This window comes from Mycolicibacterium brisbanense, from assembly GCF_001570425.1.
Classification (GTDB): domain Bacteria; phylum Actinomycetota; class Actinomycetes; order Mycobacteriales; family Mycobacteriaceae; genus Mycobacterium; species Mycobacterium brisbanense.
Genome location: NZ_BCSX01000007.1, coordinates 284,225 through 299,539 on the forward strand (window position 1 = coordinate 284,225; position 15,315 = coordinate 299,539).

The following is a 15,315-nucleotide window of genomic DNA, read 5'->3' on the forward strand; positions in this document are numbered from 1 at the left end:
ATACCCATGGGCATCAAATTTCAGGAGATTCGCGAGAAGGTCGTCACCTACTCACGCAAGCTTCAGGCCGAGCGCCTCGTCTACTCATGCGCGGGCAACATCAGCGTGCGCATTCCTGACGAGCCCGAATTGCTCGCCTGCACACCGAGTTCCACGCAGTACGACCTGTTGGAACCCGAAGACATCGCGATCGTGGACCTCGACGGCAACCTGATCGACGGCCGCCGCTCCCCGACGTCCGAAGTCCAGATGCACACGCTGTACTGCAAGCATCGGCCGGAGATCGGCGGCATCGTGCACACCCACGGCAAGGCGGTGATGACGTTCGCGACATTGAACTGGACGCTTCCGCCGATCCTCACTGGCCTGTGTGAAGCGACGGGTGGCGCCGTGTACACCTCTCCGTACTCGCAGCCCGAGACCGACCAGATGTACACCTACACCGAGCCGTATTTGCGCAACCGAGGCGCGACCTTCCTTCAACACCACGGCCTCCTGGCCATCGGTGCCGACCTCGAGCACGCGTTTCACACCGCTTCTGTCGTCGAGGGCGCCTGTGAGGTGTACTTGGCGGCCCGACAGTTCGGCGAGGTTCCCGAGTTGCCTGCCGCTCAGGTCGATTGGATCGCCTCCTACTTCCACGCCCAATTCCCCGGTGCGCCCGAACCGCTGCCTGCACCTGAGCCGGTTCCGGCACCGGAGTTCCAGCCGGTCCCATGAGCGGGTATGTGGTGGGGGCCGACGTCGGATCGTCGGCCCTCAAGGCTGCCCTGGTCCATCCCGACCGCGGCGTCGTGGCGGTGGCAGAACACACCTATCCCATGCATCGCCCACATCGCGACTGGGCCGAAAACGACCCTGAGGACTGGTATCTCGCGCTGGCCGCCGCTGTCTCGGAAGTCTTGCAGGCCTCGGGCGTGTCAGCCTCCGAGGTCAAGGCACTGTGCCTCGTCGGTCAACGCGACATCGCCGTGCTGGTCGACGATGATGGTGAAGTACTCACGCCCTGCATCCACTGGACGGACCGGCGCGACCCAGCGGAAACGACCCGGCTCTACGACCGCCTGGGGCGAGCCGACCTGATTGACCGCAGCGGCACGTTGCCGATACCCGGGCTTGTGCTGCCCAACCTGGCGTGGACCAAGGCGCATCTGCCCGACGTGTGGGCCCGCGTTCGGGTTGCATTGCAACCCAAGGACTACCTCGCGTTGCGACTCACCGGCGATATCGGCACCGACCCCACCGGACCGACACGCAGCATCCTCAACGACTGGCGCAGTGAGGACTGGAATGCGCAGACCTGCGAGGAGGCCGGGATCCCGCGCGAGATACTGCCGGACGTCAAATACCAGCCATGGGACGTCCGCGGCGAACTCGGCAGCACAGCATACGAACTCGGCCTACTGCCAGGCACCCTGCTAGTCGCGGGCGGCGGTGACGATCCGGCCGCCGCCCTCGGATCCGGGGTGATCAATCCCGGCGACGTCAGCATCGGCACCGGATCATCGATGAGCTGGCGGATCGTCGCCGACGAACCCAAATTCGACCCTACGGGCGTGATCGGTCTGATGCCGCACCTGATACCCGGCCGCTACCTGCACGAGATGGTGGCCACAGGTACCGGCACGACGCTGCGATGGTTCCGGACCGTTTTCGGCGACGGTTGTACATACGAACAACTCATCGCCGAAGCCGCCCAGGTGGAACCGGGATGCGATGGCCTGATGTGCTTTCCCTACGTCGAGGGCGCCTCGGTGCCGTGGCAGGACGATTCGGCCCGGGCCGTGTACTACGGAATCGCGGGCCATCACCGCCGAGCCCACTTCACCCGGGCGACGCTGGAAGGCATTGCCTTTCAGTATCCAGCCCTGCTCGAAGTCGTGGCCTCGCGTCGCCACAGCGCACGCTGTTTCACCATCTCCGACGGGGAGGCCCGCAGCCACCTGTGGAACCAGATAAAAGCCGATGTCATGGGTCAGCAGATCACGCCGTCATTGCGCGTGGAAGCCCCCGCCATTGGTGCCGCGATTCTCGCGGGTCTGGCGACAGACCTTTTCGATTCTGCGGCAACAGCACTGGCGGTCGTTCTCGAACTCGCACCGCCGGTGCGTCCACGTGCGGTCGAGTCGGAACGATATGCCGCGCTGCAGCACCACTGGGAGGCGATTCGTCGCCGCATCTTCCCCAACCTCGCCTCGCTTCCGGTCGGCGCGAGAAGCTAACGACAACCCACCGACAAAGGAGCACCATGACACCAACGCTTCCCGACACCATCCGGACCCAGGCGTTCATCGCCGGCGATTTCGTCGATGCATGTGACGGAGCAACTTTCGACACACTCGCACCGGCAACCGGTACTGCGATCGCGAGCCTCGCCGCCTGCTGCGAGGCTGACATCGACCGCGCCGTGGCCGCCGCTCGTGCGGCATTCGACAGCGGCACATGGAGCCGACTAGCCCCAGCCGACCGCAAGGCAATCCTGTTCGCGTTCGCCGATCTCATCGAAAAGCACAGCGACGAGCTTGCCCTGACCGAGGCCATAGATGCCGGCAAGCCGATCACCGACTGCCGCGACTTCGACCTGCCCGACGTGCTCAAGACCATCCGGTGGTATGCCGAGGCGGCGGACAAAGTGTTCGGCAAGACCGCACCGACCGGCGCCGACCATCTCGGGCTCATCGTCCGCGAGCCGGTCGGGGTGGTCGGCGGAGTGCTCCCCTGGAACTTCCCGATGGCCATGCTGGCCTGGAAAATCGGCCCGGCATTGGCCGCGGGCAATTCGGTGGTCATCAAACCCGCGGAACTGGCCAGCCTCACCACACTGCGGCTCGCCGAACTCGCGCACCAGGCGGGCGTACCCGCCGGGGTGTTCAACGTGACTCCGGGCCTCGGCCACGTCGCAGGCAAGGCGCTGGGCCTACACGACGACGTCGACATGGTCACCTTCACAGGCTCGACCGAAGTCGGGCGAGCGTTCCTGCGTTACTCGGCGGACAGCAACCTCAAAGGCATCGTGTTGGAGTGCGGCGGAAAGAGCCCACAGATCGTCATGGCCGACCTTGCCGACGAGCTCGACGCCGTCGCGGCCGACCTCGCCGACGCAGCGTTCTGGAATGCCGGACAGAATTGCAGCGCCGGGTCGCGCATCCTCGTGCACGAATCAATCAAGGACGATTTCGTCGCCGCCCTGGCTCAGCAGGCCGAGCGTCGGGTCGTCGGTGAACCCACCGATGAACGCACCACGATCGGTCCCCTCATAGAGGCGTCGGCGCTGGACCGCGTGATGGGCTACATCGACCAAGCCCGCGCCGATGGAGCTCGCATCGTCACCGGTGGGCATCGGATGTTCACCGACTCCGGCGGATGGTTCGCCCGCCCAACCGTCATCGATTCGGTGACACCCGACATGAGTGTGGCGCGCGAGGAGATCTTCGGCCCGGTGGTCTCGGTGCTGAGTTTTTCCGACCACGAGGAAGCGCTGCGCTTGGCCAACGACACCAAATACGGATTAGCAGCCACTGTGTGGTCCAAGAACATCGACGTTGCTCTGCGCACAGCGCGCGGAATCAGAGCCGGCACGGTCGCCGTGAACGGCTACAGCGAAGGAGATATCACCACACCATTCGGCGGGTACCGGATGTCCGGGTTCGGTGGACGAGACAACGGCCTGGAAGCGCTCGAGCAGTACACCGAGTTGAAGACGATCTGGGTGACACTGCGCTGAGACCGTGAAGCCATACTTGTTCATTAACTTGACTTAGACGTTCAAGTGTTAGCATGCGGGTGTTCGTACGAACATCTTTTACCGCTGCGCGAGCCCGACAAGTAAGGTTTGCCGTGCCCAACCGAGTCGTGCCTGCCGGGTCCGACGAGCCTGAGTCAGGCAAAGCCGACGCAGCCGAACGCCGGCAGTTGATCCTGGATCGGCTTCAGGAACAGGATTCGGTATCGGTCGCCGAACTGGCCGAGGAGTTCGGCGTCACCGGAATGTCCTTGCGCCGTGACCTTCAGATCCTCGCAGAACGCGGCCTCGTCACCCGGGTGCGCGGAGGAGCGATGAAGGTACGCGCGGCAACCTCATCGCGTGTCTATCTCGAATCGGAGCGACGGAACGCCCAAACGAAGGCCAAGATTGCCCGCGCAGCCGCCGAACTCATACGTCACGAACGAATCGCGTTCTTCTACTCAGGATCAACGGTGTCCAAGGTCGCCGCGGCCTTGGACGCAGAGACACGCGCCACCCTGACCGTCGTCACCACCGCGCTGCCGGTGATCAACGAGGTCAGTTCCTGGAACGAGCCACACCTGGTCGCCGTCGGCGGGACATACCTGCCGTCGTATATGGCGTTCGTCGGACCACAGGCGATCGCCAGTCTCAAGGCGCTCAACGCTGAAGTGGCAATCATCGGCTGTGACGGACTGACTGCGGCAGGCGGACTAACCACACCACATCAACTCGTCGCGGAGGTCGGTACCACCATCATCGAACGCTCGCGGCGGACCATCGTGGTCGCAGATTCCACCAAGATCGGAGTGCGCGGGTTCACCCCTATCGCACCCGCCACCGCGATCACCACATTGGTGACCGACGCCGACGCGGATCCCGGCGAGATCGAGACATTGCGTGGATTGGGCATCGACGTACTTCTTGTGTGAGATTGCGTCCTTCGTCGCGGCTGGTGCTGGTCCGATTCCGCTGCTCATCGTTGCCCGTCGCTGCGCGCCCGCTAGCCCATGCATCACTGAAATCGGTTGCCGCACAGGCATTTCACAGCCGATGACGGATGCTCGGTGAGTCCGGCGGGCAACTCTGCCACGGTCGGATCGGTCCAGGCGAGCTCACAACCGACGCACCGCAAATCGGCCCGACGCAGTGCGTCAACGGTTATGGTGCGGAGGGTTTGCCCGCATTGGGCGGAGATATGCTTAGGCATAGATCCATCGCGATATTGCTGATGTTGCAGCTGGGCCGGCGTCTCGGATGAATCGAGGTAACGATGGCCGATGTCGATCCGTTCGCGACGCAGCACGATGTTTCGGGCTCCGTCACGGCAGATCTGGCAGCGGCCGGATTCGAAGACGCCGTCGAGATCGGCCGCGGTGGTTTCGGCGTCGTCTACCGGTGCACCCAGCCCTCGCTTGACCGCACCGTGGCGGTCAAGGTCCTCACGGCCGACCTCGACGAGGAGAACTGTGCGCGGTTCTACCGCGAGCAGCGCGCGGTCGGCCGGATGACAGGACATCCCAACATCGTCTATGTCCTCGAGGTGGGCACCACCGACAACGGCCATCCCTACCTCGTCATGCCGTACCACCCTCGGGACTCGCTGCACTCGCGGATCCGTGGTCACGGTCCGCTCCCGCTGAAAGACGCGCTGCGGCTCGGGGTGAAGCTGGCAGGCGCCCTGGACACCGCGCACCGCCTCGGCATCGTGCACCGCGACGTCAAACCGGGGAACGTCCTGCTCACCGATTACGGCGAGCCGGCCCTGACCGACTTCGGCATCGCACACGTCGCGGGAGGTTTCGAGACCGCCGGCGGCATCGTGACGGGTTCTCCCGCCTTCGCCGCGCCGGAGACCATCCTGGGCCATCCGCCCACTCCGGCCGCCGACGTCTACGGCCTGGGCGCGACCTTGTTCGCGGCGCTCACCGGTCACGCCGCCTACGAACGGCGCAGCGGAGAACAAGTGGTGGCCCAGTTCATGAGGATCACCAACGAGCCTGTCCCGAACCTCCGGGAGCACGGCATCCCCGAGGACGTCAGCGCGATCATCGAACAAGCGATGTCCGCCGACCCGCAGCGGCGGCCATCGGCTGCGGAACTGGGGCAGGAGCTGCGTGAGGCTCAACGCCGCCACGGCTTCGCAGTCGACGACATGCCCGTGCAGTCCGAACTGGGGGCAGCCGGGCAGGACACGTCGTGGAAAGCCGAATCGCCGTCGGGTGCCCGTCCCAAGGGCAACCTTCCGGCGGAGCTGACCAATTTCATCGGACGTCGACGCGCCATCGCCAAGATCAAGCGGTTGCTCTCGACGTCGCGGCTCGTCACCCTCACCGGCGTCGGCGGCGCAGGCAAGACCAGGCTGTCCCAGCGGGTCGCCGCGGATCTGCAGCGCACATTTCGCGACGGCGTGTGGTTCGTCGAATTGGCCGAACTCAAGGACGAGGCCCTGCTCGCCCAGACCATCGCGAGCACGCTCGGGCTGCACAACCGCAGCGGGCGACTGCCGACACCCGCCCTGGTGGAGTACCTGTCGGACAGAAACCTGCTGCTCGTGTTGGACAACTGCGAGCACCTGCGCGACGCCTGCGCCGTGATCACCGAGGCGGTGCTGCACGGCGCGGCCGGGGTGCGCATCCTCGCCACCAGCAGGCAGGCCTTGGGCCTGACCGGGGAACACATCTTCCAGATTCCGACGATGTCCATGCCCGACGAGGCGCGGCTGCCACCCGAAGCGCTCGGCCAGTACGAGTCGGTGACCCTCTTCGTCGACCGGGCCACCGCGGTGCAGCCCGACTTCGCGCTGACCGAGGACAACGCCGAGACGATCTCACGCATCTGCCAGCGGCTGGACGGCATTCCCCTGGCGATCGAGCTGACGGCCGTGCGGCTGCGCGCCCTTTCGCCCACGGAGATCCTGCATCGGCTCGAGGACCGCTTCCGCTTGCTCACCGGGGGCAGCCCGAGGGTGCTGCCGCGGCATCAAACGCTGCGGGCGTCGCTCGAATGGAGCCATGCGCTGTGCTCGGAGCAGGAAAGGCTGCTGTGGGCACGGCTGTCGGTGTTCTCCGGCGGATTCAGCCTGTCCGCAGCGGAAGCGATCTGCTCGAGCGACGAGCTCGACGAGTGGGACGTGCTCGGGGTGCTGGAGACGCTGGTGGACAAGTCGATCGTGATCGCCGAACAGGTCGACGATCATCAGCGGTACCGGCTGCTGGAGACCATCCGCCAGTACGGGCTCGAACGGCTGCGTGCCGACGGCGGAGAACCAGCGCAGCGCAGACGCCACCGCGACTACTTCGCCGACCTCGTCGAACAGGCCCACGCGCAGTGGCTGAGCCCCGATCAGGCGCGACGACTCAGTGCGCTGCAGCACGAACACGGCAACATCCGTGCCGCGCTCGAGTTCTGCTTCACGGAACCGGACGAGGCCGCCGCCGGCCTGCAGATGGCCAGCGCCTTGTGGTTCTTCTGGATCGCGACGGGGCTGACCTCCGAGGGGCGCCGCTGGCTGGAACGCGGGCTCGCACTGGACACCCAGCCCAGTGGTACTCGCGCCCGCGCGCTGTGGGTGGCCGGATACCTGTCCACACTTGAAGAGAACATCGTCGCGGCCAGGGCGATGCTCGAGGAATGCGCGCCGCTCGCCGCGCAACTCGGCGACGCCGATGCCGCCGCGTGGGCAGTGCAACTGGACGGCATGACGAAGATGTCCGAGGGAGACCTGCCTGCGGCGCGGCGTCTGCTCGCCGAAGCCCTGGACCTGCACCGCGCCACCGGTAGCAGGCTCGGCATCCTCGACACCAGCTTCTACCTGGTCGGTGTCACCGCATTGCTCGGTGACACCGAGCCGGCCATGCAGGTCTGCACGGACGCCGTCGAGTTGTGCGACAGTCTCGGCGAGCGCTGGCTGAAGTCGTACATGTTGTGGGACCGCGCGCTGGTCGCGTGGCTGCACGGTGATGCCGCGGGGGCCGCCGACTCGGCGCGGGACAGCTTGCGGCTGGCCCGGGAGTTCAGTGAGCAGTGGGTGATCGCCTTCTGCCTGGAGATCCTGGCCTGGGCAGCCGGTGACGAGCCGGTGCCCGGACGCGCGGCCCGCCTGCTCGGCGCGGCCGACCGGTTGTGGCGGCGGACCGGGGCACCGCTGTTCGGCATGCGCCACCTCGTCTCGGTGCACGAACAGCAGCAGGAGCGCGTGCAGAAAGCGCTCGGGCGCAAGGCATACGACGCGGAGTTCGGCCGTGGCCACCAGATGCACACGGACGGCGCGATCCGATACGCACTCGACGAACCCGCGCCGGCCGCGGCCGCCTCACCGCGACCGGACAGTGCGCTGACCCCACGGGAAAACGAAGTCGCCGCCCTGATCGCCGAAGGCAAGACCAACAAGGAAATCGCCGCGAAGCTGTTGATCGCGCGCCGCACCGTGGAGGCCCACATCGAGCACATTCTCGGCAAGCTGGGCTTCATCTCCCGCACCCAGATCGCGGTATGGGTCGTCGAACAGCGCGAAACGGGTTTCGGGACTCCCTGACCGTCAGCGGCGCCGGAACCGTTGGGCCAGTTGCTCGTCGGCTTCCCACCACAGCGCAGGGCGGGCCGGCTCCTCGGCGGCCTTGGCTTCTCCCGGTTCGTCGGCCCTGTCGGTTTCGGCCGCTTTCTCCGCTTCGGCAGCCTGGGCGGCCTCGGCACGGTCCAACTCGGCGTCGACCTCGGCGGCATGTGCCTTCTCGTCAGCCGACAGTGCACGCATCAATACGATGAGGAACGGCACGCCCAGCACGTCGCCGAGGATCCACAGCACACCTGCGCCGATCACCTGGTCCATCCGCGCGCTCGGGCCCCAATCCCGTTGCAGCGCCGCGTAGTACGCGGGGGCGATCAGCGGCCCGAGCCACAGCACGATACCGAGCACACCATCGCCGATCGACTCCACCACGCTGATCAGCAGCGAGATCAGCTGGGAGTACCGCCGCGGCACCGGATCGGCCTGCAGGCGCGCGTAGAAGTAGCCGAACCCGATGAGCACCAACAGTATTCGGGTGCCCGCCCCCACCGCGGGCTGCTGCAACGCGGTGGTGTACCACGGAGTCAGGTACAGCAGCCAGGGCGTGCCGAGCATGGCGATCGATGTGGTGGCCGGGTGCAGCAGCACCCGCGCCAACCGTCCCGCCAGCAGCCGGTCCAGCCTGTCGCGGCCCGCCGGAGGCAGGGCGGCACGCAGCGCGGTGACCGGCGTCGCCGAGGCGAGGAAGAACGGGACGACCAGCAGCAGGAGCACCACCTGCAGAGCGCGTACCCAGAACAGCACGTAGGCGTAGACCCCGATCGTGCTGACCGTGGCCAGTAGCCAGAGGACCATGGCGACGCCGAAACACCACACGGGCCTGCCGCGCAGACCGCTGCGCCGCACGCACCACCCGTAACCAACCGCCAGCGCCAGAACCACGACCACCGACACCGCGTCGAACTGCCACGACGTCAGGACGGCCTGGAACGTCAGGGGTCCGACCTCGGTTCGCATGGGCGACAGTATGCGACCGATACCTGTCAGTCGGCCGTGTGTCGGCTGTCAGGCGGTGTCGGCGAGAACAGCTTTGGCGGCGTTGTAACCGGGGATGAAGGTGATGCCCGGTCCACCGTGGCAACCTGCGCTGCCCAGATACAGACCGGCGACGGGAATCGGCTGATCGACGTGTCCGCGCGGGCCGGGGCGGTTGCGTCCCATCTGCTCGGGGTGGATCAGGCCGTGGCAGTAGTCCCCGCCGGGGGCACCGAACATGGTTCCCATGTGACGGGGCGTGAAGGTGGTGTGCAGCATGATCCGGCTTTCGAAATCGGGGGCCAGCCGCGTGATCTTGTCGATGACCCGCTTGCCCATCTCGGCTTTTATCTCTCCGTAGCTCGACGCGGATTCCTCGACCGGGAACCACAGCGCGAACGCGGAGGCCGCATGCTTGCCCGCGGGCGCCAGCGTCGGGTCGTGTGCGGACGGAATCTGGAAGGCGATGGCCGGATCTTCGGGGACGATCCCCTTCCTGGCGTTCTGCCACTGCTGCTGCAGATCCTCCGGCGTGCTGAAAATGCCGATGGCCGCTTGCATTTCGGGATCGTTGAGCAACTCGTACGGTGCTGCGAAAGTGGGTGCCCCATCGAGCGCGAAATGCATCTGCAGATAGCTGCCCCGATGGTCGACGCGGGCGTACCGGTCCCGCATCTCGGTGGGCACGGCATCCGATGCGAGCAGTCGGTTGATGGTGAGGTCCGGGGCGACGGCGGAGACCACCACGGGAGCGGTGAGCGTCGACCCATCCGCCAGCCGTACGCCGGTGACGCGACCGGAGTCGACGAGAATCTCCGCGACCGAGGTGTTGAGCCGCACTTCACCGCCGCCGTCGATGAGCAGACCGTGCAGGTGTTGGGTGAGCGCACCGATACCGCCCGCGAGTTTTTTCATCAGCATGGCGTTCTCGTCGGGTACCGCCAGCCCGTACGCCAGTGCGGCTGCGCTGCCCGGGGTTTCAGGGCCCCGGTAGGTGGTGTTGACGGCCAGGAAAGCCAGCATGCCGCGCAGCGCTCCGTGTTTCTCACGGTCTGGCAGGTAGCGGTCCAGCACGTCGCTGACCGACCCGAACAGCAGATCGTCGATGGCCGAGCGTTCGAGTTCGGTTGTGGCGCAGGCATACATCTCGTCGATGCTGCGCGGCGGCCGGGCAGCATCGAAGCGGCCCAGCGCTCGCGTCGGGGCCTGGCTCCACGCCATCAGTCCGGCCATGCCCATGACCGCATCCGCGCCGTGCACCTCGCCGAGATGGGTGAGCATCTTCATCGGGTCGGCGTAGTAGACGACCGGGGGATCTCCGGTGCCGCGCAGCGACACCGACATCACCTCGAGGTCGATCGTGGGCAGCGTGTCCAGGCCCAGTTCCCGGCTCACCACCGCCGAGGTGGGAAATTGCAGCGAGCCGGCGATCTCGAACCGGTAGCCGTCGAACAATTCCACCGTGGACGCCATCCCGCCGGCGTAGCGCTTGGCCTCGAGGCACACGGTGTGCAGCCCGGCGCGCTGCAGCAACGCCGCGGCCGTCAGCCCGTTGTGACCGGAGCCGATGACGATCGCGTCGAAATCCGCCATCGGCTGAGGCTGACACGGTCACCATCTTTTGTCAATAATGACAAAACATCACCCGGAGGCTGGGATGACACCGCCCCGCAACGACTCCAGCGCGGCCCGGCACAACCGCGCCAACTCGGGCAGCGACCGCTCCCCCGACTCGTCACCGAGCATCCAGAACTCCATCGCCCCGAACACCGCAGCGGCAATACACCGCGCGGCGACCGTGAGCCGCAGCTGATCATCGACACCCGGCCCCGGCGGATCGTCCCGGGCCAGCCGTTCTCGGACCGCGTCGGCGAAATCCACCTCCACCTGTCGGATGTGCCGGACGATCCGGCCGGGGTCCAGCTCGGCAGCCCGCATCGCGGCGATCTTGGTCACCGCGTCAACGTCGTACGGGAAAGCCAGGATTGCCGATTGAACTGAGTCGATCACCGATTCGCCGCGCGGACGGTCGGCCAGCGCGGCACGAAACCAGTGCAGGCCGGCGTCGTAGTCGGCGAACAGCAGATCGTGCTTGGAGGTGAAGTGCCGGTAGAAGGTCCTCAGGGACACCCCGGCGTCGGCAGCGATCTGCTCGGCCGAGGTCTCCTCGACGCCCTGGGCCAGGAACCGCACCAGCGCAGCCTGACGCAGCGCCTCACGGGTGCGTTCACTGCGCGCGGTCTGTGCCGGGCGGACCATGCGGGTAACCTACCGCATCTCAGCAATGTCAATATTGACAAAACTTTCCTCGAGTGGTGACACTCGGCTATGGTCTCGCTGATCGTCCACGCGGTCTTGGGCATCATCACCATCGCGCTGATCGTCCGGTTGAACCCGGCGGTCTTCACCCGCGTGCGCACAGGCCCGAAAGTGTCGGCACTGGAGGCCGTGTTCTACGTCGTCGGTATCGCGTCACTCCCGCTGACCTGGTACTTCAACATCCGCTACGTGTACGAATACGCCGCCAACCCCTTCTTGGGGCAGGGCTCCTGGGGCGAATTCCTGCGCCTCGGGTACGCCAACCCGGCTGCGGGCTCGGCAAGCTCCGACTACACCGTCGGCAACGTGATCCTGCTTCCGCTGTTCACCATCGTCGACGGCCGCAGACGCGGAATCCGTTACCCCTGGCTGTTTTTCGTGTCCAGCCTGTTCACCAATTTCGCCTTCGCCTGGGCGTTCTACCTGGCCACCGCCGAACGGCAACGCCGCCACCAGGAATCGGGCATTCCCGTGGGCTGAGCCGTCCCTGGACGGCACCTACGACTGTCGGAAGGCACAGGCCTATCGCCGGCTGCACGGCTGACCGCTACCGCGCAGCCTGAGCCCGCGCCCGGCCACGCAACCGCGACTGCGCGAAGCCGATCACGTCGTAATAGTGGGTGGGAGCGATGCGGGCCAGTGCGTCGAACACGTAGGCGTCCGGCCCCACCAGGATTCGCGCCTTGCCCGCCTCGACGCCGCGGTGGATGATCTCGGCGGCCTTGTCCGGCTGTGTCAGGGTGATCGCGGCGAACTCATCGGCCATCTGAGACTGGCTGCGGCCGCGGCCTTCCGGGTCCTTGCGGAAGCGGGCGTTACGCACGATGTTGGTGTTGATGCCGCCCGGATGCACGTTCACCGCCGACACCCCGGTGCCCCGAAGCTCCTGGCGCAACGCGTCGGTGAATCCGCGCACCGCGAATTTGGCCGAGCAATACGCACTTTGACTCGGCATCCCGACCAGCCCGAACACGCTGGAGGTGTTGACGATCACGCCTTCGTCCTGCTTGACCAGGATCGGCAGGAAGGCCCGCGTCCCGTTGACCACGCCGTGGAAGTTGATGTCCCACAACCACTGATCGTCCTCGGGCACGGCGTCGAGCACATTCGAAGCGACCGCGACGCCCGCGTTGTTGAACACCGCTCCCAGCGGTTGCGGTGCCCAGTCGGCGACCTCCTCGGCGAACGAACGCTGATCGGTGGCGTCGCGCACGTCGAGCACCCGGGTGAGCACCGGGCCGGGCAGGCTCGCTTCGGTCTCCTTGAGGCCGACCTCGTCGACGTCGGCGATGGCGACGGGGCAGGAATGCGCCGAAAGGCGTTGCGCCAGGGCGCGTCCGATGCCGGAGGCGGCTCCGGTGATGACGATCGTGCGGCCGCTGATGGTTCGACGCTTGCTCACAGATGCTCCTTGGTGTGTTTGGTGATGAGATCCGCCAACTGGTTCCAGGCGCCCCGCGGCAGATCGTGGCCCATGCCGACGATGGTCTCCAGCCGCGCTCCCGGGATCGCCCTTGCGGTGGCCGCGCCACCGGTGGGGTGCACCATACGGTCGCGGTCACCGTGGATCACCAACGTCGGAACATCGATCTGAGCCAGTTCGGCGGTGCGGTCACCAGACGCGAAAATGCCCGCGAGCTGGCGCGGCGTCCCCGCGGCCGAACGGTCGCGATCCCAGTCGGCGCCAGCCTTCTCGCGCACCCAGTCCTCGTCGAACGGGAACCCGTGCGAGCCGATGTGCCGGAAAATCTTGACCGCGGCGTCGACCGCCTCGGCACGTGTCCGCGCAGGCCGCCGGGTCGCCATCCGGAACCAGGTCGACGGCGCAGGCCTGCCGATGCGGGGTGCGCCAGTGTTCGACATGATCGAGGTCAGCGTTCGCACGCGACCCGGATAGTGCGCGGTGACGGTCTGGGCAATCATGCCGCCCATCGACACGCCGACCAGATGGACGTCCGAGAATCCAAGGGCATCAAGCAAGCCCACGGTGTCACGCGCCATGTCGCCGAGGTGGTACTGCCGGGGATCGTTGCCGCCCCTGACGATGGCCAAGGGACCCGGCGGCCGGAACGACATGTGAGTGGAACGCCCGACATCACGATTGTCGAAGCGCGTCACGTGGTAGCCCCGCGAAACCAGTTCGGCCACCAAACCGTCCGGCCACGAGTGCAACTGCTGCCCCAACCCGGCGATCAATACGATGGGCGGGTCGGCGGGTTCGCCGAACTGCTCGTAGCACAAGGAGATTCCGCGACCGACGTCGACGATGTGCTGCCCGGTCATGCCGACACCTGCTCAGCCACGACGGGCGCACGCACCACCGGGGTTCGCGGATACACCACTGCCCGCCCGCCGTCACCGGGCGCGATGGCCACGCCCCGGGAGTGCCGCCGCTCTCCTGCGGAATAGGTTGTGCCGAACTCGAATTCACGCAGCAGCGTGGCCAGCGTCACGTTCATCTCCATATTCGCGAAGGCAGCGCCGATGCACCGGCGGATCCCGCCGCCGTAGGGTATCCAGGTGTAGGTGTCCGGCGTGGCGCCCAGGAACCGGTCGGGATCGAACGTTGCCGGGTCGGCGAAGTTGCGCTCGGATTCGTGTGACGCCGCGATGCCGACGATGATGGTTGTGCCTTCAGGAATCACCCAGTCCCCCAGTTTGATCCGGGCTCGCGACACCCGCACGGTGGCCTCGATGACGGGGCGCGTGCGCTGCACCTCCCAGATGGTGGCCTGCCGTAGCTCCGAACCGCCGGCGTCGGCTTCGGCGGTCAACCGCGACAACAACCGGGGGTGACGACGCAGCCGCTCGATGGTCCAGGCCAGCGTGGTCGCCGTGGTCTCGTGGCCGGCCGTCAGCAGGGTCAGCAGTTCGTCGGCGATGTGACTGTCGGTGATCGCCGAACCGTCCTCATAGCGGGCGTGCAGCATGAGCGCCAAAACGTCGTTGCGGTCGGCGAAATCCGGGTCCGACCGCGCCTCGGCGATGAGATCGGCGATGATTTCGTTGTAGCGGCGTCGGGACCGCTCGACCCGCCCCCACGGACTCCACGGTCCGAGGTCGCGGCGTAACCGTGCGGGCATCACGACCATGCGCGAGGCCAGCGGCACCATTGGCGGAAGCAATTCGCGCAGCTCGTCCAGCGCGGCACCCCGGGCGCCGAACACCGCACGCAGGATCGCGTTGAGCGTGATGCGCATCATCGGTTCCAGCGTCTCGAATTCGATACCGATCGGCCAACCGGCGATTTCGCGACGCACCTCCTCCTCGACGATGGCTTCGTAGCCACCCATCCGCTTGCCGTGGAACGCCGGCACCAGCAGCTTGCGGCGTTGCAGATGAGCCGGGCCGTCCAGACTGAACGTCGAGCCGGGCCCCAGCACGGCCCCGAGATTGGACGCCCGGTGCACCAGATCACCGCTGGTGGTGAACAGGTCTTTGACCAGAGCCCGGTCACTGAGCACCACGGTTCTGCCGAAGATCGGCAGGTCGATGGTGTAGGCACCGTCGTATCGGCGGCCCAGAATGGTGATCACCCGGTGCCGCAGCGCCAGGAACGCCATACCGAGCGCGATCTTGGGGATCCGCGGACCCGGCGGCAACCGCACCGGATCCGACGTCGCTTCCGCCATGCCGAACCTCCTTGGTACTGCAAAGTACCGACTACGGTACGCGCCGGTACCGGGCGAGGCAAGGCATTCGCCCCACGAGCAGACACGGAATCGCA

Annotated in this window: 12 protein-coding genes; 6 read left to right on the forward strand and 6 right to left on the reverse strand. The window is 66.5% G+C overall.

What is annotated here, in order from left to right; all coding sequences use genetic code 11:
* The first annotated feature begins 6 nt into the window (after positions 1-6).
* The 5 genes from RMCB_RS03855 (at position 7) to RMCB_RS03875 (ending at position 8,261) form a co-directional block, all read left to right on the forward strand.
* Entirely contained in the window at positions 7-720 is a 714-nt protein-coding gene (locus RMCB_RS03855; protein ID WP_029369791.1) for a class II aldolase/adducin family protein, read from the forward strand.
* The gene (locus tag RMCB_RS03860) at positions 717-2,222 is read left to right on the forward strand and encodes a xylulokinase (protein ID WP_062827693.1); all 1,506 of its coding nucleotides are present in this window, start codon (positions 717-719) and stop codon (positions 2,220-2,222) included. Before RMCB_RS03855 ends, RMCB_RS03860 begins: the two co-directional genes overlap by 4 nt.
* A gap of 26 nt (positions 2,223-2,248) precedes the next feature.
* Positions 2,249-3,724, forward strand: coding sequence for an aldehyde dehydrogenase (locus RMCB_RS03865; protein WP_062827694.1), 1,476 nt, complete (start codon positions 2,249-2,251; stop codon positions 3,722-3,724).
* A 113-nt stretch (positions 3,725-3,837) separates the two neighbouring features.
* The gene (locus RMCB_RS03870) at positions 3,838-4,656 is read left to right on the forward strand and encodes a DeoR/GlpR family DNA-binding transcription regulator (protein ID WP_062827695.1); all 819 of its coding nucleotides are present in this window, start codon (positions 3,838-3,840) and stop codon (positions 4,654-4,656) included.
* Between the two features lie 341 nt (positions 4,657-4,997).
* On the forward strand, positions 4,998-8,261 hold the full coding sequence (locus RMCB_RS03875; protein WP_062827696.1) for a protein kinase domain-containing protein: 3,264 nt from the start codon (positions 4,998-5,000) through the stop codon (positions 8,259-8,261).
* 3 nt (positions 8,262-8,264) lie between these two features.
* Here the strand turns inward: RMCB_RS03875 and RMCB_RS03880 are convergent, their stop codons facing one another.
* From RMCB_RS03880 to RMCB_RS03890, 3 genes are read right to left on the reverse strand one after another with little or no spacing between them, the layout of a single operon-like run.
* Positions 8,265-9,251: a cytochrome c oxidase assembly protein gene (locus tag RMCB_RS03880; protein WP_062827697.1), complete on the reverse strand. Its 987-nt coding sequence runs from the start codon at positions 9,249-9,251 to the stop codon at positions 8,265-8,267.
* A 48-nt stretch (positions 9,252-9,299) separates the two neighbouring features.
* Entirely contained in the window at positions 9,300-10,862 is a 1,563-nt protein-coding gene (locus RMCB_RS03885) for a phytoene desaturase family protein (RefSeq protein ID WP_062827698.1), read from the reverse strand.
* Between the two features lie 48 nt (positions 10,863-10,910).
* Complete coding sequence (locus tag RMCB_RS03890; protein WP_062827699.1) at positions 10,911-11,528, reverse strand: TetR/AcrR family transcriptional regulator; 618 nt, start codon at positions 11,526-11,528, stop codon at positions 10,911-10,913.
* A gap of 69 nt (positions 11,529-11,597) precedes the next feature.
* Between RMCB_RS03890 and RMCB_RS03895 the strand changes: the two genes are divergently transcribed.
* Complete coding sequence (locus RMCB_RS03895) at positions 11,598-12,068, forward strand: DUF2834 domain-containing protein (protein WP_062827700.1); 471 nt, start codon at positions 11,598-11,600, stop codon at positions 12,066-12,068.
* 67 nt (positions 12,069-12,135) lie between these two features.
* Here RMCB_RS03895 and RMCB_RS03900 read toward each other — a convergent pair whose 3' ends face one another.
* Genes RMCB_RS03900 through RMCB_RS03910 form a run of 3 tightly spaced genes read right to left on the reverse strand, consistent with a single transcriptional unit; the run spans position 12,136 to position 15,220 of the window.
* Positions 12,136-12,990, reverse strand: coding sequence for an SDR family NAD(P)-dependent oxidoreductase (locus RMCB_RS03900; RefSeq protein ID WP_062827701.1), 855 nt, complete (start codon positions 12,988-12,990; stop codon positions 12,136-12,138).
* Positions 12,987-13,871, reverse strand: coding sequence for an alpha/beta fold hydrolase (locus tag RMCB_RS03905; protein WP_062827702.1), 885 nt, complete (start codon positions 13,869-13,871; stop codon positions 12,987-12,989). Before RMCB_RS03905 ends, RMCB_RS03900 begins: the two co-directional genes overlap by 4 nt.
* Positions 13,868-15,220 (reverse strand): cytochrome P450, encoded by a 1,353-nt coding sequence (locus RMCB_RS03910; RefSeq protein ID WP_062827703.1) that lies wholly within the window; start codon positions 15,218-15,220, stop codon positions 13,868-13,870. The genes RMCB_RS03905 and RMCB_RS03910 overlap by 4 nt, the downstream gene beginning before the upstream one ends.
* Between the last annotated feature and the right edge of the window lie 95 nt (positions 15,221-15,315).